17 protein-coding genes and 2 pseudogenes are annotated in these 23,484 nt (G+C 52.2%); 14 read left to right on the forward strand and 5 right to left on the reverse strand.

Features of this window, described 5'->3' with window-relative positions; all coding sequences use genetic code 11:
• A complete protein-coding gene (locus tag AC0VXT_RS01660; RefSeq protein WP_475547243.1) occupies positions 1 to 804 on the forward strand; it encodes a carbon-nitrogen hydrolase family protein in 804 nt (267 codons plus the stop codon).
• On the opposite strand, the gene AC0VXT_RS01665 is transcribed toward AC0VXT_RS01660, so the two are convergent.
• A complete protein-coding gene (locus AC0VXT_RS01665) occupies positions 777 to 1,697 on the reverse strand; it encodes a helix-turn-helix domain-containing protein (RefSeq protein ID WP_475547244.1) in 921 nt (306 codons plus the stop codon). The genes AC0VXT_RS01660 and AC0VXT_RS01665 overlap by 28 nt on opposite strands.
• A gap of 409 nt (positions 1,698 to 2,106) precedes the next feature.
• Here AC0VXT_RS01665 and AC0VXT_RS01670 point away from each other — a divergent pair, with 409 nt between their 5' ends.
• The 6 genes from AC0VXT_RS01670 (at position 2,107) to AC0VXT_RS01695 (ending at position 12,252) form a co-directional block, all read left to right on the forward strand.
• Positions 2,107 to 4,230 carry a methyl-accepting chemotaxis protein gene (locus tag AC0VXT_RS01670; RefSeq protein ID WP_475547245.1) on the forward strand — a complete coding sequence of 708 codons (2,124 nt, stop codon included), beginning with the start codon at positions 2,107 to 2,109 and terminating at the stop codon, positions 4,228 to 4,230.
• Between the two features lie 342 nt (positions 4,231 to 4,572).
• A complete protein-coding gene (locus tag AC0VXT_RS01675) occupies positions 4,573 to 5,706 on the forward strand; it encodes an efflux RND transporter periplasmic adaptor subunit (RefSeq protein ID WP_475547246.1) in 1,134 nt (377 codons plus the stop codon).
• Between the two features lie 2 nt (positions 5,707 to 5,708).
• Entirely contained in the window at positions 5,709 to 8,876 is a 3,168-nt protein-coding gene (locus AC0VXT_RS01680; protein ID WP_475547247.1) for an efflux RND transporter permease subunit, read from the forward strand.
• 1 nt (position 8,877) lies between these two features.
• A complete protein-coding gene (locus AC0VXT_RS01685; RefSeq protein ID WP_475547248.1) occupies positions 8,878 to 10,329 on the forward strand; it encodes an efflux transporter outer membrane subunit in 1,452 nt (483 codons plus the stop codon).
• A gap of 115 nt (positions 10,330 to 10,444) precedes the next feature.
• Positions 10,445 to 11,056, forward strand: coding sequence for an alpha-ketoglutarate-dependent dioxygenase AlkB family protein (locus AC0VXT_RS01690; protein ID WP_475547249.1), 612 nt, complete (start codon positions 10,445 to 10,447; stop codon positions 11,054 to 11,056).
• A gap of 146 nt (positions 11,057 to 11,202) precedes the next feature.
• On the forward strand, positions 11,203 to 12,252 hold the full coding sequence (locus AC0VXT_RS01695; protein ID WP_475547250.1) for a LacI family DNA-binding transcriptional regulator: 1,050 nt from the start codon (positions 11,203 to 11,205) through the stop codon (positions 12,250 to 12,252).
• Here the strand turns inward: AC0VXT_RS01695 and AC0VXT_RS01700 are convergent, their stop codons facing one another.
• Together AC0VXT_RS01700 and AC0VXT_RS01705 are read right to left on the reverse strand one after the other, a co-directional pair.
• The gene (locus tag AC0VXT_RS01700) at positions 12,253 to 13,395 is read right to left on the reverse strand and encodes a glycosyltransferase (RefSeq protein WP_475547251.1); all 1,143 of its coding nucleotides are present in this window, start codon (positions 13,393 to 13,395) and stop codon (positions 12,253 to 12,255) included.
• Between the two features lie 52 nt (positions 13,396 to 13,447).
• Positions 13,448 to 14,047, reverse strand: coding sequence for a DNA-3-methyladenine glycosylase I (locus AC0VXT_RS01705; protein ID WP_475547252.1), 600 nt, complete (start codon positions 14,045 to 14,047; stop codon positions 13,448 to 13,450).
• Positions 14,048 to 14,385: 338 nt separating this feature from the next.
• On the opposite strand from AC0VXT_RS01705, the gene AC0VXT_RS01710 reads away from it, so the two are divergent.
• The 6 genes and pseudogenes from AC0VXT_RS01710 to AC0VXT_RS01735 form a co-directional block, all read left to right on the forward strand.
• Positions 14,386 to 14,682 carry a YggT family protein gene (locus AC0VXT_RS01710; RefSeq protein ID WP_022731678.1) on the forward strand — a complete coding sequence of 99 codons (297 nt, stop codon included), beginning with the start codon at positions 14,386 to 14,388 and terminating at the stop codon, positions 14,680 to 14,682.
• A gap of 37 nt (positions 14,683 to 14,719) precedes the next feature.
• On the forward strand, positions 14,720 to 15,052 hold the full coding sequence (locus tag AC0VXT_RS01715; RefSeq protein WP_101303144.1) for a DUF167 family protein: 333 nt from the start codon (positions 14,720 to 14,722) through the stop codon (positions 15,050 to 15,052).
• Positions 15,049 to 15,948, forward strand: a complete 900-nt coding sequence (folD, locus tag AC0VXT_RS01720) for a bifunctional methylenetetrahydrofolate dehydrogenase/methenyltetrahydrofolate cyclohydrolase FolD (protein ID WP_430471311.1) — start codon at positions 15,049 to 15,051, stop codon at positions 15,946 to 15,948. The genes AC0VXT_RS01715 and folD overlap by 4 nt, the downstream gene beginning before the upstream one ends.
• Before the next feature lie 263 nt (positions 15,949 to 16,211).
• Positions 16,212 to 18,134, forward strand: a complete 1,923-nt coding sequence (locus AC0VXT_RS01725) for an acyltransferase family protein (RefSeq protein ID WP_475547253.1) — start codon at positions 16,212 to 16,214, stop codon at positions 18,132 to 18,134.
• A gap of 306 nt (positions 18,135 to 18,440) precedes the next feature.
• Positions 18,441 to 19,401, forward strand: a protein-coding gene (locus AC0VXT_RS01730) for an IS630 family transposase (RefSeq protein WP_475545441.1) whose coding sequence is annotated in 2 segments (ribosomal slippage) — positions 18,441 to 18,785 and positions 18,787 to 19,401 — 960 coding nt in all. Because the reading frame shifts where the segments join, the coding sequence is not laid out codon by codon here.
• A 242-nt stretch (positions 19,402 to 19,643) separates the two neighbouring features.
• Positions 19,644 to 19,913: pseudogene (locus tag AC0VXT_RS01735) on the forward strand (bifunctional methylenetetrahydrofolate dehydrogenase/methenyltetrahydrofolate cyclohydrolase); the annotation flags it as partial.
• 101 nt (positions 19,914 to 20,014) lie between these two features.
• Here AC0VXT_RS01735 and AC0VXT_RS01740 read toward each other — a convergent pair.
• Positions 20,015 to 21,490 carry an IS1182 family transposase gene (locus AC0VXT_RS01740; RefSeq protein ID WP_475547254.1) on the reverse strand — a complete coding sequence of 492 codons (1,476 nt, stop codon included), beginning with the start codon at positions 21,488 to 21,490 and terminating at the stop codon, positions 20,015 to 20,017.
• A 338-nt stretch (positions 21,491 to 21,828) separates the two neighbouring features.
• Here AC0VXT_RS01740 and AC0VXT_RS01745 point away from each other — a divergent pair, with 338 nt between their 5' ends.
• Entirely contained in the window at positions 21,829 to 22,599 is a 771-nt protein-coding gene (locus AC0VXT_RS01745; RefSeq protein ID WP_475547255.1) for a hypothetical protein, read from the forward strand.
• 56 nt (positions 22,600 to 22,655) lie between these two features.
• Here the strand turns inward: AC0VXT_RS01745 and AC0VXT_RS01750 are convergent.
• Positions 22,656 to 23,416 (reverse strand): annotated as a pseudogene (locus AC0VXT_RS01750) (IS5 family transposase).
• Positions 23,417 to 23,484 lie beyond the last annotated feature (68 nt).

Here is a 23,484-nt window from a genome sequence, read left to right on the forward strand (position 1 = left end):
ATGAAAATCGCGGTTTATCAGTCAGGCTCTGACGCAGTCATTGATAAACCGACCCGGATTGCGTGCCTTGCGCAACGTGCGCGTGAGGCCCGCGATGCCGGGGCCGAGTTGATCATTGCGCCGGAAATGTATCTGACCGGCTATAACATCGGGCGCGAACAGATAATCCAGCAATCCGAACGGTTGTCGGGCGAAAGCCTGTCGGCGGTTGCCGATATGGCCCGGGACATTGGCATTGCGATTGTGGTTGGCTTTGGCGAGTTGGGCGAGGATGGGCGCAATTACAATGCCTGTGCCCTGTTTGACAAAACCGGCAAACGGCGGTTGCTCCATCGGAAAATTCAGCTGTTTGGTGAGCTTGATCGCACCTGTTTTGCGCCGGGCAACAACATGCCGCTGGTGATTGACTGGAATGGCATCAAAGTCGCGTTGCTGATCTGCTATGACGTTGAATTTCCTGAATTGGTGCGCAGCATCGCACTTAAGGGATGTGATCTTTTACTGGTACCAACCGCCCAGATGGCGCCGTTTGACCGGATTGCAGAAATGATGGTGCCGGTCCGTGCGATGGAAAATCAGCTGTTTCTGGCCTATGCCAACCGCTGCGATCAGGAAGGTGAATTGAATTATGTCGGCAAAAGTGTGATTTGTGCGCCGTGGTCCGATCTGGCCCGTGCGGGCGATCAGGATTGCCTGATTATTGCCGATCTCGACTTTGATGCACTTGAAAAATCACGCAAGGAATTTCCATATTTGCGCGACCGTCGGCCGGAAAGCTATTTCGGGATTTTGGACGATGTCTGATCAAGATTGGCAATAAACGCCCCCGGACTGACGCCCCACATGCCTTTGAAATGCCGGTTCAAGTGGCTTTGGTCAGAAAACCCGGTGGCCGCTGCCGCATCGGCAATGGATGATCCGTCAAACAGCATCCGTTTGGCGCGGCGCAACCGCATGTGGTTGAAATAGGCATGCGGTGGCTGGCCGGTGGCCGCACGAAATACCCGCAGCAGGTGAAACCGGCTCAGTCCGGTCAAGATGGCCAGTTCATCAAGCGATATGTTGGCATCCAGATGGGCGGCCATATAGTCAATCACCGCCTTGACGCGTTTGTCTTCCGATCCAGGGTGATAGACATAGGGGGGCGCATCCGCATGACGCAGTGCCAGACGCGCCGCACTATAAAGCATCTGGCTGTCGCGTTCCAAAAGGCTTGTGGTCTGTTCAAATTCGGGCCGGAACATGCGATGGAGCCCCTGAAGCTGCAAATGCAAATCCGGGTCGTTGGCCACGCAATTGCTAAAAAATGGCAGACCAACATCCTTGGGCGAGATCTCACTGACCAGATTGCCAAAGATTTCCGGGGCGATAAACATGATCTGGTAATGATAACCGTCATCTGACGCCGGGCCACCATCATGGACCTGCATCGGGTTCATCATCAAAAGCTGCCCGCGCGATGCGACATAGTTTGTCCCGCGCGTCATGAACCGTTCCGCCCCGTTCAGGATGGTGCCAAACGCATAGTAATCATGGCTGTGCTTGGGAAAGGTGAAGTGCTTGTAATCAGCTTCAAACAAATCAATGCCATCAGCCACCCGCCAGTGGCGGGCAGTCTCGGGGGCTGTTTTGCGCGGGCGCGTCGCGACCGTTGATAAACGGCCTTCTGCCCGGCCATGTTGCGGAGCCTGATGCATTTGCCAACTATATCGCTAAAACAACATTCCAGCTTGGACAATATTGTCATGGCGACAATCAGCCGCCTGTTAGGGCCTTTAATCTGTCTTGTCCCATCATGTGTCGCGTGCGCGATCAACATCCGTATCTGGCATTCCAAATCGCCGATTCGCACCATTGGGCGGAATGTCACGGCAAGTTGGTGTGATTATGGCTTTTCCAAATGGTCAGGAAGACCCCCTATCTCTGTATAGGAAAGGTTCATTTGAACATCTTATCGGGCAATTATTGTTGATGTGAGTTTGCAAAAACATCGTCACGACCAAAAAACACTGGATGAATGCTGATTTCATCTAAGTGTTACAAAACGGTCCGGCTGCACGGGGTAAGGATCGCGCCAAACGCTTCATATATCTGTTTGGATATCTCATGTTCCTTGATCGTATTCGCATCGGATCGCGCATCTTTGCCGGTTTCTTTGTTCTGGTTGTCCTGCTTGTGGGCTTAAGCGCGCTGTCCTCAACCTATCTTCTGGGGTTTGGCGCTCATGCTGATCGCATCGCCAAAAGCACAAACCTTGTCGGCCTCGCCAATGACTACGCCCTCAAACTTGAACGCCTGTCCAATCAGGTCCTGCTGTTTGCTCAAACGGTGGATATTCAGGACCGCGAAGGCATCGCCACCATTCGCGCTGCTGCCGAACAAAGCGGCGCGACACTGGTTGATGCTTTGCGTGATGCCGGAAATGGGGATCGTGCCGACGCGCTCGAAAGCCTGACGGCTGATTACATCGCAACGCTTGAACCCCTTGTCCTGCGTGCCGAAAACCTGACGGCTGCGTCCGATACCATGTTGCTGGGTGCCAGTCAGCTTGGACAATCAGCGGCCAAACTCGAAGAATTCATCGCCAAGCGCGATCCGGTGATGGCTGAAAAATATGGCGATAAACTGGGCGTGTTTAATCTGGCTGCCATCGTCAATAGCCTGCAATACCCCATTGTGCGCACGCCCGAGGCCCTTGAGGCCGCACGCGCCAAAACCTCCGAGCTCACCGACCTTCAGGAAGAAATCAAATCGGCCTTTGGCGGGCTTAAGCGTAACGAGAAAAAGCTGTTCTCCTATGCCGTACGCGACAATGATTTGCTCAAACAAGGGGCCAATCAGCTTGAAGGCTCCATCGGCGGTTTCCGTCAATCAATGGATGACTTTAAAACGGCCGTGCGCGGTGTACAGGCCATCACCCAGAACATCCGCGAAGAAGCCATGGCCCGTCAGGCCGCACTGGTCGATGCCGCTCATGCGGACTCAACCAATTCGGCACTGACCAACATCATTGTTGCGGCGATTGGCGTGCTGATCGCGCTGACACTGGCGTTTGGCATCACCATGAGCATCCTGCGTCCGCTTAAGCGTGTGAACGGCGATATGACCCGCTTAAGTGAAAACGACACCGATATTGATCTTGTCGATATCAACCGGCGTGATGAGTTTGGCGCCATGGCCCGCACTGTTTCGATCTTCCGCGACAATGCGCTCAAGATTGAAACCATGGCCGAAGAACGCATTACCCTGCAACGCATCGAAGAAGAAAAACGCAGATCCTCGCTTGGCGCGATGGCCAACACCATCGAAGGCGAAACCACCGGTCTGGTCCAATCGGTCAGCCATCAGGTCACCCGCATGCGCGAAGCCGTGACCGAGGTCGCAGCCGCCGCCGAACGTGTCACCACCCAGACCGAAACCGCAACCGATGCCGCCGAACAAAGCCAGTCGCATGCGACCGCGATTGGCGATGCTGCCGTGCGCCTGACCAATGCCATCGGCTCGATCGCCAACCGGGTTGAACGTCAACGCGGTATTGCCCAAAATGCGGTTGGGTTGACCCAGCAATCGGCAAAGGCGGTCGATGACCTACGCGAAGTCGCCACCAGCATCGAACAGATTGTCGATCTGATCCGCGGTATTGCCGGCCAAACCAATCTTCTGGCCCTTAATGCGACGATTGAGGCTGCCCGTGCGGGTGATGCCGGCAAAGGGTTCGCGGTGGTCGCCGCCGAGGTCAAAAACCTTGCCGGGCAAACCGAAAAGGCCACCGAACAGATCACCGAACACGTCAATGCCATGGGGGCTGTAACTGATCGGTGTGTGGCATCCATGGAAGACGTCGGTGTGACTGTGCGCGACATGATGTCGATTTCCGATGAGGTCGCCGGTGACGTCGAACAACAACGCCTTGAAACCGAAGAAATCACAGGCGCGATCGCCCTTGCCGGGGATGCGGCCCATAACGTCAGTTCGGCCATCTTTGAAGTCTCGAACGACATCGAAGCCACCCGCAAACTCAGCGTCGATCTAACCCGCCGTGCTGACGAGGTTGAACGAAATGTCACGGAACTGACCGCATCGCTGGATCGGGCGGTGGCCTCTGCCGGAAGTGACGAGGATACGACCGAAGACGGACCGGACAAGGACCAAACGTCATCAGATACGCAGAACTGGGACGCAGGCAACCTTGTGCGCTTTCCTCAATCAAGCATGTTAGGGGCTGCTTAAGCACCCCCGCACAGCTACAATTTCTGGCGATTTGATCGTTTCTTTGTGAACGAAACCGGCCTGCATACCGTACCGTGTATGCAGGCCGGTTTACGTTTGCAAATTGAATGGCTGTGAAACGTCTGGTTTTGTTGGTGTCTTGATACAAACTGCGACGTTTCTGATACACTTTTTGTGTGGTTCTGGCCGACGGGTTGCAGTAGCTTTTGCCCCATAATGTATTTCACTAAAAAACAATCACCCGTGCCGGGTAAAGAATTGAAATACAAAATGTTTCCCGGACGGGAACAGGCCTCTCAGGGTGGTAGGTGAAACCTGCCCCGACTTGGAAGTATGGATGTGATGACGCGTAAGACAACGCTTCTGATCGCAGGTGTGGCAATCATCGCGATGGCAGCAACTGCATATATTTTTGCCAAAGACGACATCATGGCGCTTGTCACCCCCGGTGAGCAAGCCCCGCAGGCGCGCGAAAAAGGCGGGGATCGCGGCCTTCCGGTGATTGCCGAATATGCCAGTCTGATGGATGAAACAACCGTTGTTCAGGCCGTCGGAACAGGCAAATCAGCACTGGGTGTGACGATCTATCCTGCGGTGTCGGGCGAAGTGTCAGACGTTCTGTTTCGCGCTGGTGATAAAGTGACCAAGGATCAGGTTCTTGTCATCCTTGATTCGGATCGCGAACGCCTTGCGCGCAATCTTGCCGCCGTACAGGTAAAAGATGCCCAGCAGCTTCTTGGCCGTTACGAACAGGCCCGCCCCCTTGGGGCTGTCGCCGACAGCGAGGTCGATACGGCGCGCACTGCATTGGCCGAAGCCAAAATTCAACTCGATCAGGCCGAAGTCAATCTGGCTGATCGCACCATTTTGGCCCCGTTTGACGGCATCGTCGGTATTTCTGAAATTGAGGCAGGCGACCGCGTTGACAGTTCAACCGTGATCGTCACCCTTGATAACATCGAAAGCATTCTGGTTGATTTCGAAGTCGCCGAAACGCGGTTTGACAATGTAAGGCCGGGCCAAAAGGTCCGGGTTGAAACATGGAGCCTGCCGGGCGAGCTGTTCGAAGGAACGGTTGAGTCCATCGGCAGCCGCATTGACCCGGTCAGCCGGACGTTTAGTGTCCGTGCCCGCGTGCCCAACCCAAAAGGTCGTCTTTTGGCCGGGATGTCGTTTGCGGTTTATGTCGATATCGAAGGCAAAAGATACCCGTCCGTGCCCGAAATCTCGGTCCTTTGGGGGGACGAGGGAACCTATATCTGGCGGATCAAGGATGATGCGGTGTCGCGCGTACCCGTCCGCGTTGTCAAACGGACCAGTGGGCGCATCCTTGTGGATGGCGATATCGAAAAAGGCGATCTGATCGTTGTCGAAGGTGTCCTTCGCCTGCGTCCCGGTCGCAAGGTTGCGACTGTCATCCGCGACAACAACGATACGGGTGTTGCCACCCGCGATGGCATTGGTGAAGGTTCCTGACCATGACGATGGAAACCGGCAATCAAAACCATAATGATCTTGCGTCGCTCAGCATCCGGCGCCCGGTTTTAATCATCGTCGCGGCGATGTTGATCATTCTGGCCGGACTTGCCGCCATGCTGGGTGTTGAAATCCGTGAACTGCCAAATGTCGATCAACCAACTGTAACCGTCTATGCCACATATGACGGGGCATCCCCCGAAACGGTGGACTCGGAAGTCACCGGCATCCTCGAAGCTGCCGCATCACGGGTCAGCGGTGTTAAGGAAATCAGCTCCAACAGTGAAGAAGGCAGCGCGCGCGTCCGTGTGCGGTTCTATCCTGATGTTGAGGTCAATGATGCGGCCAATGACATCCGCGAAGCCGTCAGTCGCGCTTCACGCAGCCTGCCTGATAACGTCGAAGACGTTCGCGTGGTCAAGGCCGACGCCGATGCCAGTGCCATCATGCGCCTTGCCGTGGTCAGCAAAAGTCTGACCGAGGAAGAACTCGCCAATATCGTTGAAGACCAGATTGAGCCTGCTTTGCTGGCCGTCCCCGGCGTTGCCGAAATTTCGATAAATGGTGACCGTGAACGTGTCCTTCATGTCCGGGTCGATCCACTGCGTCTGGCAAGCTATGGCCTGTCGGTTCAGGACGTGGCCGATGTTTTGGAAACGGCACAGTTCGATATTCCAGCGGGCAGTTTTGAATCAAATGATCAAAAGCTGTTTGTCCGCGCCGACGCCTCTGTCTGGGAAGTTGGGCGCCTGAACCAGATGATGGTCCGCGACAGCATCCGGCTTGGTGATGTTGCCGATGTCTATTACGGCCCGGATGATGCGACCTCCTATGTCCGACTTGATGGACGCACCGTTATCGGTCTGGGTGTCACCCGTCAGGCGCAATCAAACACCATCGCAATTTCAAACGGTATCCGCGAAGCAGCAGAAAAACTGAACGCGCAATATGATGATGTCGATGTCTTCGTGAATTCTGATGATGCGGTGTTTATCGAAGGTGCCTTAAGCGAGGTGGTCTACAGTCTCGCCCTTGCCATCGTGATTGTGATTGGGGTGCTGTATCTGTTTTTGCGCTCCTTTACCGCAACCCTGATCCCGACGGTGACCATTCCAATCGCGCTAATTGGCACGGTTGCGGCCATCTGGGCGATGGGCTTTTCGATCAATATCCTGACCTTGCTGGCCCTTGTTCTGGCCACCGGCATGATTGTGGATGATGCGATTGTGGTGCTTGAAAACATTCAACGCCGCCGACATCAGGGGCTGGGGTCGATGGCGGCGGCTGTTCTTGGCTCACGTCAGGTGTTCTTTGCGGTGATTGCCACCACATTGACCCTGATCTCGGTTTTCCTGCCGATTTCCTTCCTGCCAAGTACCGCCGGAAGTCTGTTCCGGGAATTTGGCTTTGTGTTGGCATTTTCGGTGGCGGTGTCTTCTTTTGTCGCCTTGACCCTGTGTCCCATGCTGGCGTCGCGTCTGAAACATATTGATCCGCATGACGGGGATGCGAATGCCAAACCCAATATGCTGGAAAGGGTCGGTTATTTCTTTGCCGATATTTACAAAAGCATTCTCGAATGGGTTTTGCGGTTTCCCTATATCACGCTGATCGGCTGTATTCTTGTCGGGACAATGGCATTTGGTGTCTACAACAGCGTCACCAAGGAATTGCTGCCCGACGAAGACCGTGGGCGTATTCTTGTATCGCTGCGCGGGCCCGACGGGGTCGGCATTGATTACATGGACCGTCAGGTTGAGACGGTTGAAAGTATTTTGCGTCCGGTCGTTGAGTCCGGGGATGCCTATAATATTTACACCATTGTTGGGTTGTGGGACCCCAATCGGGCCTTGGTCATTGCGCCATTGGTTCCGTGGGATGAACGCGACCGCAGCCAGCAGGACATTACCGCCACAATCCAGGATCAGCTTAATGCTCTTCCCGGTGTGCAGGCCTTTGTCTATCAGCCCAACAGCCTTGGTCTGCGCGGCGGCAGTGGCGAGGGGCTGGAATTTGCCCTGACCGGAACCAGCTATCGCGTGCTTGCCGCACAGGCGCGCGACATGCAGCGCGAATTCGAGGAAAACTATCCCAACTTGCTGGGGATACGGATCTCCTATCAGACGACCCAGCCACAGCTTCTGGTCAATATCGACCGCGAGCGGGCATTTGACCTTGGCATTCCGGTTGAAAGCCTCAATGTGACGCTGCGCACGATGATCGAGGGATATGAAGTTACCGAAATCAACGTCGATGACCAGAACGTTCCGGTTAAGCTGCGTTCAAGCCTTGGCAGCATCAACGATCCGTCCGATCTTGAAAATCTGTTTGTAACCGGGACGGACGGACGGGTATTGCCGCTATCGTCCGTGATCAGTTTAAGCGAAGAAGCGGTCGCATCGGAGCTCGAACGCGAAGGTCAGCAGCGCGCTGTGATGGTCTCGGCCAATCTTGCACCCGGCTATACCTTGCAACAGGCGGTCGATGATGTGAACGTAGCCGCCGACAAGGTTCTCTCCCCCGGGATCGGGGTGTTGATGACCGGCGATGCTGCGACCCTTGGCGAAACCAACAATGATGTACAGCTGACTTTCCTGATTGCTGTGCTGGTGGTGTTGCTGGTGCTTGCTGCCCAGTTTGAAAGTTTCATGTCCGCTTTGGTGGTTGTCCTGACAGTTCCATTTGGTCTGGCCGCCGCGATCTTTGCGTTGGGCTTAAGTGGAACATCAATCAATATTTACAGCCAGATCGGGCTTGTGATGCTGGTCGGCCTGATGGCCAAAAACGGTATTCTGGTTGTCGAATTTGCCGATCAGCTCCGCGATTCCGGGAAATCGGTCCGTGATGCTGTGCATGATGCGGCCATGGTACGGTTGCGGCCAATCATGATGACAATGATTTCAACAGTTCTTGGCGGGTTGCCACTGGTGCTGGGGTCGGGGGCTGGGGCCGAGGCCCGGGCGGCAATTGGCTGGGTTGTGTTCGGCGGGCTTGGGTTTGCCACGGTCTTTACGCTGTTTCTGACCCCGGTTCTATATCTGCTGCTGGCACCACTGGTCTCCGCGCGTGCGGACGGTGGGCTTAAGTTGCAAAGTCAGTTGCGTGCGGCCGAAGCCATTCCTGATACCGGCGAAATGGACGACAGCAAGATTCAGGGAAGTGCGAAATAACATGCAGGTGAAACGACTTTCGGCACTTTCTTGCGCTGTCATGTTGATCGGGTTGGCCGGGTGCCAATCGGTGGGGCCAGATTATGCCGCACCGAAATTTGATCTGATCGCTGCCTATACCCCGGAAATTCCGGTTATCGCCAATAACCCTGCCGATCAGGCCCGCTGGTGGGAAACCACAACCGATCCGGTTTTGGATGCCCTGATCAAAGAAGGTATCACCAACAATATTGATCTTAAGATCGCGATCAGCCGCATTCGTGCAGCGGCAGCAACCGCGCGTGGTGTGCGCGGGGAAAATGGTCTTGAAGTCGGTGCCAGCGTCGATGGATCGGCTGAACGCAGAACGTCCAGCCGGATAGATGGCAATCGGGTTGATGATCTTGGATACGGGGCGGGGATTGACCTTTCCTGGACGGCGGATGTTTGGGGTGGCGAAGCCCGCGAAGAACAGGCTGCCGAGGCCGATTATCTTGAACAGGTTTATTTGCGCGAGGATGTCTATCGCGTGATGATCGGCGATATTATCCGCAACTATATCGAACTGCGCGGATCTCAAAAACGTCAGGAACTGTTGCGAAGCTCACTTGATCTGCAACGCCAGACCAGCAACATCGTACAGGTCCGCCAGCAAACCGGTCTTGCGTCCGAACTTGATCTATCGCGTGCGCGTGCCGAAGTGTCCGATATAGAATCAAGTTTGCCCGCTCTTCAAACCGACATAGACCGGTCAATCAATGCAATTTCCATTCTGGTTGGTGCGCAGCCGGGAACCCATCGTGATGTGTTGCTTGATGTGTCACCCTTGCCGGAATTTCAAAGTGCACCGCCGATTGGTATTCCAGCCGATCTTTTGCGCCGCCGTCCCGATGTGCGTGCTGCCGAACTGGCCTTGATTTCCGCCACGGCGCAAATCGGGGTCGAAACCGCGACCCTTTATCCTGAACTCTCACTCGATGGCTCTTTGGCCTTTGGCGTGACGGGGTATGGCACCGGTCCGATTATACGCACTGCAATGGCAGCCATTGGCGCACTGATTGATGCGACGCTCTATGATGGTGGGCTGCGCCGATCCAACATAACCGTGGCCGAAGAAGAAGCCGAGCAGGCCTTTCTGACCTATCGCAAGACGCTGTTGGCCGCGATTGAAGAAGTCGAAAGTGCGATTTACGGTTATGTCGGTGCCGTGCAGCAACGTGATTCGCTGATTGCATCGGTGCGCTATCACAGCGATGCGTTTGAACAATCGCGGGTACGCTACGTTCAGGGGCTTTCGAACTTTCTTGATGTGCTTGATTCTCAACGCAGCCTGACAACGTCACAGCAATCTCTTGCGGATGCGGAAACCGACCTCGAACTTGAAACCATCAATCTTTATAGCGCGGTTGGCCTAAGCGTTGAGGATGTCGAACGGTATGCCGATCAGGAAGGGATAGATCTGGTGAACGGCTAGGGTCTGAACTGATGTGTGCCAAGTCACTGTGGAAACGACTATATCAGTGAACTGTGTCTTGAGTTTCACCCACGTTCGTCCTAGGTGTTTGTCAGAATGACTTCCGGGGATGATCATGACCGGCGATCTGTTTGCCAACGAGCCACCACGCAATCTGCTACCCTTTGACGGGCAGGTTTTGCTGTTGCGCGGCATTATGCCTGATGACGATGCCGACCGGACCTTTGACCGGCTGCTCAGCGGAATTGTCTGGCAACAGGAAACCGCCCGGATGGCTGGTAAGGAAATCCCCGTTCCACGCCTGACCGCTTGGTTTGGCGAAGTCGCCTATCGTTACAGCGGTGTGTATCACCCGGCATCCCCTTTTCCAGCAAAGGTCGCCCCGTTGCGTGATCTGGCCGAAAACCTTGCCGGTACGGCCTTTAACACGGTGCTGCTCAACCAGTATCGCGATGGCCGCGACAGTGTATCCTGGCATGCCGATGACGAAGATGTTCTGGGCCAGAACCCGGTAATCGCCAGCCTGTCCTTTGGCGAGGAACGCCGTTTTCATCTGCGTCACAAGAAAACCGGGGATCGCATCAGCATTGATCTGCCTCATAATTCAGCCCTGATCATGGGCGGCGAAACCCAGCATTGCTGGCTGCATCAACTGCCCAAAACCGCCAAACAGGTTGGGCCACGGATTAATCTGACCTTCCGCAATACCAGCCCCGAAAGCCGTTAAAACCAAGGGCGGTTTTCTGTAACGTCAATGTCTTGTGGCAAGACAGTGACGCTTCTGGCTATAGTGGTTTTAAGGAAAAAACATCTGCCGTCGTTGCCGTTGGGCGGGGCAGTTTAAAAACGCAGGGACTGGGAGAGCAAAACGCAATGGCTGCAAAACGCGTAAAACTTCTGGATGTCGCCAAGGCGGCCGGGGTTTCGCAAGGAACGGCGTCCAATGCGTTTGGCAAACCTGATCTTGTCCGCAGCGAAGTCCGCGACCGCATTTTTGCTGCGGCCAAGGATCTTGGCTATCGCGGGCCGCATGTCATGGCGCGGATGTTGCGCACGGGGAAGGCCGGGGCGCTTGGCGTTGTGTTTCCCGATAATCTTGAATATGCCTTTTCCGATCCGGTGGCGATTGAGCTGCTACGTGGGATCGGGCGCGAATGTGCGCGCCATGGCATCAATGTCATGATCATTTCGGCCGAAAACCCGCAGCAGGCGATTGCCGCGGTGAATAATGCCGCGGTCGATGCCTTTTTGGTGCATTGCTATTCGGACAATAACGACATCATTTCCGCCATCCAGCGCCGCAACCAGCCGCTGATCAGCATTGATACCGACATAGCCGGTGCGGCGGGGACCGTATTGCTTGACGATCATGCGGCGGCGAAAACGGCTGCCACCCATTTACTCGATTGCGGGGCGCGCAAATTTGCCATTCTGTCGTTACAGGCAACCGAACATGATCATTTCGGCCCGATGAATGCCAACCGTGTCGGTGCGGCAAGCCACCGTGTCGTGCGTGAACGGATGGCGGGCTATCACGATGCCCTGCACTCGGCGGGCATTGTCCCGACCGACATCATCCATGTCGAATGTGACAACCATTCCGAACACAGTGCCAAAATGACGGTTGAGATGCTGGTTCAGCATCCTGAAATCGACGGTATTCTCGCCATGTCCGATGTGATTGCGATTGGTGCGCTGGATGCTGCGCGCGAGTTGGGCCGCAAGGTACCTGATGACCTTAAAGTCATCGGAATTGACGGCATTGTGGCCGGTGAACGCACCGACCCGCCATTGTCATCAGTACGTCAGGATTCGGTCGAAAAGGGCCGCTTGGCCGCTGAAATGGCCCTTGGCGAAGACACCGGTCGCACCATCATCCTCGAAACCGGCCTTCTGGTACGCGGCTCAACCAAGATGGCCTGATTATTCTGGAAAATCAAAATCCGGCAAGTCGCGCTTTCCTGCCAATCCATCCCAAAGGGCAAGGTAACGCTCGTTCATCGCGGCAAGGCTGTAATGATCGATAATGCGCTGGCGCGTTGTGGCCTTGCGGAAGGTTTTGCTGTCGCTGTCTTCTGACAGCAGCTCGACAATCGCAGTGGCGAGTTTTTCGGGCGCATGCAACGGAACAGTTTTGCCTGTGCCGCCCAGAATGGCGGCCACATCGCCGACATCATTGCCAATGGCGGGCACACCACATGCCATGGCTTCGCCAATGACATTTGGAAACCCTTCGCCAAAGCTTGATGACAAAACCGCGATGTTAAATGCAGGCACGAGTTGGGCCACATCGCGGCGCAAGCCAAGGGCGGTTACATGGTCGTTGAGGTCGGTCGGGACAGTCAGGGTTTCAGTCTCCCCACCGACAAGAACCAGATGAATATCATGTCCCTGTTCGCGGACATGCTTTATGGCCTCAAACAGCGTAGCATGATCCTTTGCCGGGTCCTTGCGTGCGACCATGCCAACCACGTGTTTGCTCGGCGCGATGCCAAGTTCTTTACACAGCCGTGTTTTTGCATCCGGGTCGGGTTGCCATTCATCGATATCAAACCCGTTGGGCAGAAACGCCCACTTTTTTGGGTGATATCCACATGTAATATGATGACGCTGCCCGGCATGGGAGTTAGCGGCCACAATGGCTGGAAACCTCGAAAGCCTTGCCAAAAGCGTCAGCACAATTTGGGTTGACCGGCCATATTGCGCAAGGTCCATTTCTGCGCAACGGATATTCCATGCCAGCCGTTTGGTGCCGCGTCCTGAAAGCATGGCCGCAAGCGTACTGATGAAGTCGGAATGATACAGCCAGGACATGATGGCGTCGGGTTTTTCGCGGCGCATCAGGCCAGAAAGTTTGACGATTGCCCCGGGTAGGTCACGCAGACCTGACGTCATGCCAAGGCAGTGCAGATCAATCCCGTTGGCACGCAAATCCGTGCCATAAACGCCTTCACCCATCAGCGAGACGACGATTTGTTTGGGGCCGCCTGTTTGGACATTATGGCAGGCAATCCGGGTAAGAACGCGTTCTGCGCCCCCGGCATCAAGTTCATTGATGATGTGCATTACCGTTGTCATACCAAGGCTATAGCAGGCCTTGGGACATCCGAACAGAGGACTATTTTACCAGTTCTTTGTGCCGGTAACAGTCAACTGTATGGTCCATGACAAGGCCGGTGGCTTGCAGGAATGCATAGATGATGGTGGTGCCGACGAATTTCATGCCGCGTTTTTTAAGGTCTTTGGACAGTGCGTCGCTGAGATCGGTGGAGACTGGAACGTCGCCCATGGTCGGCCAATGGTTGATGATCGGGGTGCCACCGACGAAATTCCAGACGTAGGAATCGAAGCTGCCGAACTCTTTCTGGATGGCGATGAATATTCGCGCATTTTGAATAGTCGCGGCTATTTTTAATTTATTTCGAATAATCCCCGGATCGGCCAAAAGGGCTTCTTGCTTCGCCGCGTCATAAACCGCGATCTTATGGACATCGAAATCATCGAATGCGGCCCGATATGTTTCACGCCGGGCCAAAATGGTCAGCCAGCTTAACCCGGCCTGCGCCCCTTCAAGGATCAGCATTTCAAAAAACAGCCGGTCGTCATGCACGGGCACACCCCATTCGGCGTCGTGATATTCGACGTAAAACGGTTTATCGGCATGGCTTAGCGCCCAGCCGCATCGTTTTTTTTCGCTGTTTTGCACGCTGTTGGTCATGTTTTGCCTTTCCCGATGATCCAGTGATCTGTTGTGGCGCGAAGTGACGGCATGGGCAAGGAATGATCACAGGCAGACTGACATCTCCTGACAGTTTTATGTATGCACAGGTCTCGATTTGGGCGTTTTAAATAGTATGAGGAATAGGGTGAGGCGGAAATTTGGGGTGTGCCGCATCGTGATTGCGATCACAAACCGGGCAAAATCGGCTCAATAGGCGGTTAAATCAATGCTCTGCGCTTGCGTTGTGGGGCATTGCCGACTAGGTTTTGCTGCGTAAAAACATAATTTCGGGGCCGATTTTGCACATCACCCCCGGCGGCAGGTAAGGAGCAGCAATGCTGGCGATTTTTTGGCTTATTGATACGGTTGTGGGTATCTACATTTTCATGCTGATCGGGTCGGCAATTCTGTCGTGGCTTGTCGCGTTTAATGTGATCAATACCAGCAACAAGTTTGTCTATATGGTCGGTGATTTCCTGTACCGGGTGACCGAGCCCGCATTGCGGCCGATCCGGCGCATCATTCCCGATCTTGGCGGTATTGATATTTCGCCGATCATCCTGATTTTGGTGCTGCAATTTGCCAATATGCTGATCCAGACCGATGTCCGGATGGCGCTTGTCGGCTATTGATGTCTCATTTCGCCTATTCATTCGTCTCATTTAGACAATGTCTGATGCTGTCTGCGTGATAGGTTCTGATCAAACAGGGATAAGTCTGTTTGTCCGTTTGACACCCAAGGCATCGCGCAACGCGATTGGTGATGTGGTGGCCGACGCCAGCGGACAAATGCAGCTTAGGGTGTCAGTGACCGCCGTGCCGGAAAACGGCAAAGCCAATCAGGCGCTGATAAAACTTTTGGCAAAAGCGGCCAAATGTCCTAAGTCCTCGATCAGGATCGTCTCCGGGCTGACTGATCGTAACAAAAAGCTGCGGATAGACGGCGATCCCGACGAGCTGATGGTGCAAATATCCCAACTTACGGGGCGGACAGACAGATGAGTGACGCAAAAATCATCGACGGCAAAGCCTTCGCAGCCAAACTGCGCGAAGACATTACTTCCGAAGTAACCAAGCTGAAAGCCGATCACGGCGTTACCCCCGGTCTGGCCGTGATTCTGGTTGGTGAAGACCCGGCCAGTCAGGTCTATGTGCGCAACAAGGGCAAACAGACCCTTGAATGCGGCATGAATTCCTATGAACACAAACTGTCCCCCGATACCCCGCAGGCAGATCTTCTGGCGCTGATTGCCAAACTGAATGCCGATCCGAATGTGCATGGCATCCTGTGTCAGTTGCCGGTTCCTGATCATATTGACGAGCAGGCCATTTTGGCCGCCATCGATCCGGCCAAGGATGTGGATGGGTTTCATGTGGTCAATGCCGGGGCGCTGGCAACGGGCGGCGAAGGTTTTGCGCCCTGCACGCCGTATGGCTGCCTGATGTTGCTCAAAGACACGCTGGGCGATCTGTCGGGCAAACGCGCCGTGGTTGTCGGACGGTCAAACATCGTCGGCAAACCAATGGCGCAACTGTTGCTTAAAGAAAGCTGCACCGTCACCATTGCCCATTCGCGCACCCGCGATTTGCCCGATGAAGTCCGCCGGGCCGATATCGTGATTGCGGCTGTGGGCCGCCCGAACATGATCAAGGGCGACTGGATCGCACCGGGGGCCACGGTGATTGATGTTGGCATCAACCGGATCGAAGGCGATGCGGGCAAAATGAAACTGGTCGGCGATGTCGAGTTTGCAACCGCGTCCAAGGTGGCCGGTGCGATCACCCCGGTACCGGGCGGTGTCGGCCCGATGACCATCGCGTGCTTGCTCAATAACACCCTGATATCGGCCTGCCGTGCCAATGGCGTTGCGGTGCCGAAGCTTGGTTTTGATAGCTAAGCAAAACCTACTGCAACACTGGTAAATCGACCGTCACCTCGATGCTTTCAAATTAATAGGTCCTGAGCCTAGTCGTGGCTAAATATCCGGATGCTATTTTGAAATCATCAGAATGTTCTTCGGGCCGTTTCTCAGAGAAAATGTCCTCTCTAACGTGCCTCGCTCGCTAAAATATTAGCTTCTATAGCACAAAATTATTGCTAGAAAACAATTTTCTCTATATTTTTAATAATATTTTAACAATGTGATTATAGGAAAATCCTGTGAAGACTTCAAATTTCCCTGAATACCGGGCGGATATTGACGGGCTTCGTGCCTTATCTGTTCTAAGTGTCGTATTTTTTCACTTGGGATTCAGTGGTTTCAGTGGTGGGTTCATTGGGGTTGATGTTTTCTTTGTAATCAGTGGGTATTTAATAACTCTTATAATTTATAAGAAAAAATCAGAAGGAAGATTCTCTTTTCGTTCTTTTTATATCCGCCGGGCTAGAAGGCTTTTACCTGCGCTTCTATTTACTATGGTAGCAACAATTTTTTCTGGTTTTTTTATTCTATCACCCAATCATTATGAACAGATGAATGGTTCATTGTTGTATGGACTATTTTCAATATCAAATTTTTTCTTTATCGGCGTCTCAGATTATTTTGGCATTTCATCTCAATTTCAACCTCTCCTTCATACATGGTCTTTGGGGGTCGAAGAACAGTTTTATATTATCTGGCCAGCTGTATTGATCGGCTGCATGACTGTGAAGAAGGAAAAGGCAGATTTTTTTGTAGTTATCTCAATAATAACCTTGTTTTTTTTGTCAGTTATTATGGCATCCTTGTTTTCAGAAAGTAAATCTAGTTTCTATTTCACACCATTCCGTGTTTACGAGTTTTTCCTTGGTGTGATTCTTGTTTTTGTTCCACAATTTCGTGTAAGTAAATGGGTTTTGGAAGCTGTATTTATATTAGGGATCGCGTTTATTATTTCTGCATTGATCATGTTTGACACTCAAATGGAGATCCCATCGTACTTAGCGTTGATTCCCACTATTGGGGCATCATTGGTTATATATAGTAATAATCCTAATATTAGTGGGAAAATATTAAGTAACCGATTGTTCGTTGGGATTGGCTTGATAAGTTATTCTTTGTACTTAGTTCACTGGCCTATTTTTGTATACGCAAACTATCTTGCTCTTGGTGATGTGGCTTATCTGAATTATGTGATTTTTGTCTTCTCGATGATCTCTGCTATTGGCATGTATTACGGTATTGAAAAACCATTCAGACGACAAAAGAAGCATGTTTTTTATAAAAAATTTGCCCCCATAACGTGCGTTACATTTGTCTTTCTAGCTGGAATTTCTTTCCATGCGTATAAAACAGGCGGCTGGGACTGGCGTTTCTCTAACAGTAAAGTAGAAAATCTAAAAAGAGAAATGGAAGCTAATACAGAGTTAAGTGACGCCTACTATAAAGAGAAAAATGTTTTAAACCAAAATATGGAAATAAATGGTAAAAAAAATATAGCAATTGTTGGGGATAGTCATTCACGAGATGTATTTAATGCTCTAGCACTAAATAGTAACAGTATTGAAAACTATAATATACATCACATGTATCTAGACGAGAAATGCTTTTCTAGAAGTTATTTTAAACCTACCTTCGCCCGTAAATTTCTCGGAATAGATACACAGCATATTAGCGAAAGTTGTGCGTCAAGCAAAGCAGTTGTTAAAAAATCAAAATTTTTAAAAAATGCAGATATTGTAATCATTGCCAGTGCGCTCGGAAAAGATGAGAGAGATAACCAAGTTGATAGAATACCTAACATAGTCTCCTTTTATCGTGCTCATGCAAAAAAATCTGAAATTATTTTATTTGGAATAAATCGCCTTCCTTTTGATCCGCCTACTATGTTTATTATTAAAAATGGTTCTTCTGATATTAATAAACAAATGTATAGTTTGGATAGGTCCGACCATAAATACATGAATATGCTACTTGAGAAGGCTGCTCAAAAAGAAGGAATAAGGTTTTTTGATTTCTATTCTTTACTCTGCAGTAAGCAAAAAAAAGAATGCACTGTTCTCGATGAGGATAAAAGTATTTTGTATGATGATGATAATCATTGGACATTTGCAGGGGAACGTTACTTTGGGGCAAAAATATTGCAAGCTGGGCTCGTGAACTGAAATTGATCATCCGTCGATTACCTTGAAATAAAGAGACGTGTCATTTCCTTGTGAGAATAAGACTTTATGGTTTAGTCGGACGGTTGCGCTCGGTGAGCAGAGTAAGTCTCGATAAGTAGGTGTTTGGAAAGTTAGCTGCAGGACCTGTCAAATTTGTGTCTACGTTTTGGTTGAAAGTGGTTTCCTCTGATTGCTGACGAGCACTCTATGGGGGATCTATTTTAAAGCGTTTTGTCTTTTATAGGAATCAGAGAGGGTATTCCCCTTTTTGATTTTATGTGATTCACTTCCAGTAGGAGGTGTTTGATGGGCAAACCTTATTCAGTGGATCTTCGCGAACGGATTGTAAGCTACGTGAAACAGGGGCATTCGGCACGGGCGGCGGCGGTTGTCTTTGGGGTGTCCCCGAGCACAGCGGTGCGTTTTGCTGCTGCTTCTCGAGATGGCGGCAAGATCGGGCCAAAACCACAAGGTCGTATGCCTGGTACAGTCGGAAAACTGGCTGCACATATGGCGTTTATGATAGGGCGGCTTCAGAGCGAACCAGATATCACCTTGCAAGAGTTGGCAGATGCGTTGCGAGAGGATAAAGGCGTTTCTGTACACCTCTCCTCGATCCATCGTGCCCTCAAACGAGCCAACTATTCATATAAAAAAAGGCCTGATCGCCATTGAGCGCGAACGTGCCGATATTGTCAGAGACAGGCGATTGTGGATTAACGGACGCCAACCTCGCATGCGACATGAACCGCACCGACTGGTGTTCATTGACGAAACCTCGGTCAAAACCAATCTGACACGGTTGCGCGGCAGATCCCCCGTCGGCGAGAGGCTCTATGGCCCGGCTCCCTTCGGTAAATGGCGGACGCAAACGTTTATCGCAGGCTTGACCAGCGATGCTTTAATTGCGCCCTGGATCATAGAAGGTGCGATGAATGGTCCAGCATTTGATACCTACATTGAAACTCAACTTGCTCCCTTGCTCGAACCGCGAACCATCGTTGTTCTCGATAATCTCAGTACTCATAAAAGCCCGCGTGCCGCTGCAACCCTTAAAGCTCAAGGCTGTTGGTTTCTTTTCCTTCCGCCTTATAGTCCCGACCTCAATCCTATTGAACTGGCCTTCTCAAAGCTGAAATCTCATCTCCGGCGGATAGGCGCCAGAACCTACGGAGACCTCATCTCTGCAATCGGAAATATCTGTGACCTCTATCAACAGATTGAATGCTGGAACTTCTTCAGGGCTGCCGGATATGTGCCATATTAAAAGCAAAACGCTTTAGCTCTTCTGTTCTAACTTGCTACATATTGAGGCCTGCTTGCCATAGCGTCCGGGTTTCGCATGTTAATGACTGGGGTTGTTTTCCGGATCATCCCTGTTATTTGCAACGGTATTCGCTGGAGTAGTGCCTCGCGGGAATGCTGACCACATAAGATGATCTATCGTCGCTTTGTAAGCTGGTGCAGAATGGGTGTCTTTGATCGTATGTTCTCCACGATTACAGCGAGATGGCTCGCCCGAACATGATCAAGGGCGACTGGATCGCACCGGGTGCGACGGTGATTGATGTTGGTACCAACCGGGTTGAAGGCGATGCTGGCAAAATGAAACTGGTCGGCGATGTCGAGTTTGCAACCGCGTCCAAGGTGGCCGGGGCGATTACCCCGGTGCCGGGCGGTGTCGGCCCGATGACCATCGCGTGCTTGCTCAACAACACCCTGATTTCGGCCTGCCGTGCCAATGGCGTTGCGGTGCCGAAGCTTGGGTTTGGCGGCTAAGCTCTCGGAGATAAGCGAATGCAAAAGGCGGTCCAGTGGAGCCTGTGTCAAAACCCCGCTGCTCCTGTAGCGGGGTTTTTCATAAACTGTGTGTGTTTTCCTCATACGGGGGCGAGCAAGAGCCTTTCGAAGATGTTTTTTGCCCCGAGGATGTTGATGGCGCGCTTGAGATTGAAAGCTGTGACGGATAAGGCCATTTCTGCCTTGACCGCAGGCAAGCCCCGGCACAGGAACCTCGGTGTTCCCATCATGTGTTTGAGAATGCCAAACGGATGTTCGACAAGGGATTTTCGTCGTGTCATCGCCTCGGGATGGTCCGCCATGCGTTGGGCCGTTTGCTCGAGGGGCCCCTCAAGCAAATGGCGGCTGACCCGTCGCCGGTTGACTTTGGTGCAACGGGATTTGTGCGCACAGGCGGCGCAATCCTTCGGATCGGCCACGTAATTGGCGCTCTGGTTCTTGCGCGAGGCATTCTCGAAGGACAGGACATTTCCTGCCGGACAGATATAATGCTGCTTGGCTGCATCCCAGTCGAAGTCGGACTTTTCAAAGAAATCACCATGCGTGTTACGTGAGCGAGGATGGGGAACAAAAGCGGTGATGCCATCTTCGTCACAGGCCGCGATCTGCTCTGCATCGGCATAGCCCGCATCGGCCAGAATATCTATCTTTGTGCGCTCAAGCACGTCCTTTGCTGCTTTGGCGACCCGATGCAATTCATTCTGGTCCGATGTCGCCTGTGTCACTTCATGATGAGCGATCAGCCCGTGGGCATCATCGACCGCAGACTGAAGATTGTAGCCGACAATCCGGCCTTTGCCTGATCGCATGATCCGGGCATCCCCATCTCCGATAACCACCTGTGTCTGTCCCATCTCGTCCATCAGAAGCACCGACTGGGCCAGATCGGCTTTCTGCGCGCGCAACTTTGCAAGGGTTGCACGCACATCACCTGTTTTACCTCCTGTGCCGCCCGGGACGTCCGACGGGGTGTCCGACGGGCCATCCGTAGCATTCTGGCTATGGTCAATGGCGTCCATCTCTGCGAGATAGTCCGATATTTGCCGGTCAATATCGGCGATCCGCTTTTGAAGCTGTGACTTCGTCCAGACTTTTTGCGGACTGGTATCTGCCTGGAATTTCGATCCGTCCACGGCCAGGCACTGACCCGCGATCAGCCCTTCCCCGCGCAGAAACAGCACAAGACTGCGACAAACCCGGCCTATCCCCTCCCGGTTCGTTCGGCGGAAATCGGCAATCGTCTTGAAATCAGGGGCCAAACGGTCCAGCAGCCACAAAAGTTCGATATTGCGGTGGCATTCGCGTTCCAGCCCCCGGCTCGAACGCAAACGGTTCAGATAGCCATACAGATACAATTTCAGAAGAACGCAAGGATGATAGCCCGGACGACCTGTCGCCTTTGGCTGCACCCGGACAAAACCCAGTGCCTGTAGATCAAGGGCCGAGACAAAGGCATCAATCACCCGCACCCCATTGTCATCGGCAACAAGATCATCAAGCCGGTCCGGGAAAAGTGTTCCCTGTTCGCGACTGGTTCCTTCGATAAAGCCTGACATAAAAAAACTGCCCGAAATTCATCCTCCGGGCAGTTTCTCAAATCAGACAACGCTTGGGAAGCCTGTTTTCACACAGGCTCAGTGGGCCGCCTTTTGCTTTTGGTATCAGGTGATCGGCAGTTTTTTCTAGCAGATTGTCAGCCTTCGAATGCTTTGGAATTAAAAGAAGATCCAACCCGAATAGTGCTATTTAGTGTATTCGAAATTCTGCAGTTACCAGTGGCGAAGTACAAAACGGCTTTGGGTATTCTGAAGCATGCTTCATGCTGTGTTCTCGATATGAGATTGAAGCACGAAGCCATGTAGAACAAATCTACTACTATGCGGGAGTGGGAAAATTGGCGGGCGATTTTTGGTTAGGTGTGCTGCAAACTATGATCGGTTCCGCTATGGGTTTCGTTTTCGGTATCGCAGCTTTCTACTGGCAACAGAGTTCTCAGCTTTCTAAGCAAGAGAAAAATGAGTGGAGATCAGCACTTGATGCGCTCAATCGTCTAACTATGGCAGCTGGTGCAAATATAGAAGCACTGGCTAATAGTAAGATACATCTCATTGCGGATATGAAGCCGGAGGTGGATGCGATAAAGGCAATATCCGATGAGATTCATGAAGCCCCGAGTGAAGAACGTGCGAAGCGCGTCTCCGAATTGGTCACTCTTTCCGAGTCAATGCTTCATTTCTACATGACCCTGCCAGAAACCTCCATTATGCATCCCCCAGCGTTTTCGGAGTATTCATCTTTAAGCAAAGATATGCCGGCATTAACATTGTTTGTTCATCGTGCTGTGACGTTTACTCAGGAGCTAAACGAGTACGCTCGAGCTAGAAACAATCTGATCGCTCAGCAGGCGCTCGAGAGCGCTATGACCGCAGAGCGAACTATTTATTACGCATCAATGTTATCAGGTCTGGGCAATGCTATTTGTGAGACCACAGACAATGCGCTTGATTTTTGGTTGCTTTGTCTTGAGCAAGTGAGAGCCTATATGCAGGCTAAAGCACAAGGTGAGCATGTCGTGAGCTATCAGATCGTTCCGCAAGCAATGCAGGTTATGCCGCAAGAGGAACTATTCCCTCTAATGAGACAACAGCTGGTGACGTTTGACTAAAAAATTTCGGGCAGAATGTTAAAGTTGCTTCGCTTAAACCTTTGTTGCTCTCTAGGTCATGTTGACAAACTTCTGAGCCACAAGCGAACCGAACTTATGTGAATGAAGCCGAGATAGCTTTCTGCGGTTTTATCGTACCGGGTTGCCAAGCGTCGTGAGCATTTGAGCTTATTGAAGCAACGCTCAACGCGATTTCGCAAAGCATAGGTTATAGCATCGACCTCGATTGGCACTTTTCGATTGGTTTTACCTGGAATAACAGGGATGCCGCCCCGCAGATCGATCACGTTACGAATATGGTCGCTGTCATAGCCTCTATCAGCCAGAAAAACCTTGGCTTTCGGCAGGTCAGTATCCACTAGAATATCGAAGCCCTTGAAATCAGAAACTTCTCCGCCGGTTATTTCCGCCCTGACAGGCAGTCCGTGAGCGTTGGCAATGAGGTGGATCTTGGTCGTAAAGCCACCTTTTGAGCGGCCAAAACCTTCTTTTTGAGTCCCCCTTTTGCGCCTGCGGCCAAGTGATGAGCCCGGATCACAGTGCTATCGATCATTTGAACCTGATCTGGCATGGAGCCACTTTCATTAAGCGCTTCAAGCATCAACTCCCAAAGTCCCGCCAACGTCCACCTTCTGAATTGACGATAGACACTGGACCATTTGCCGAATTCTTCGGGCAGATCCCGCCACGGCGAACCAGTTCGCGCAATCCAGAAGATGGCGTCCAGAACGCGGCGATGATCTAAAGCTCGACGGCCACCACGCCCACGTATCGCCAAGAGAAAAGGCTCAAAAAACGCCCATTCCGCTTCTTCCATCAACAATCGCGCCAAGGAAACCTCCGTAAAAGTTACCTTGAATCACATTACAGATCTTTAGGGAATCC

It is taken from the genome of Thalassospira sp. Z349TD_5 (assembly GCF_056173045.1).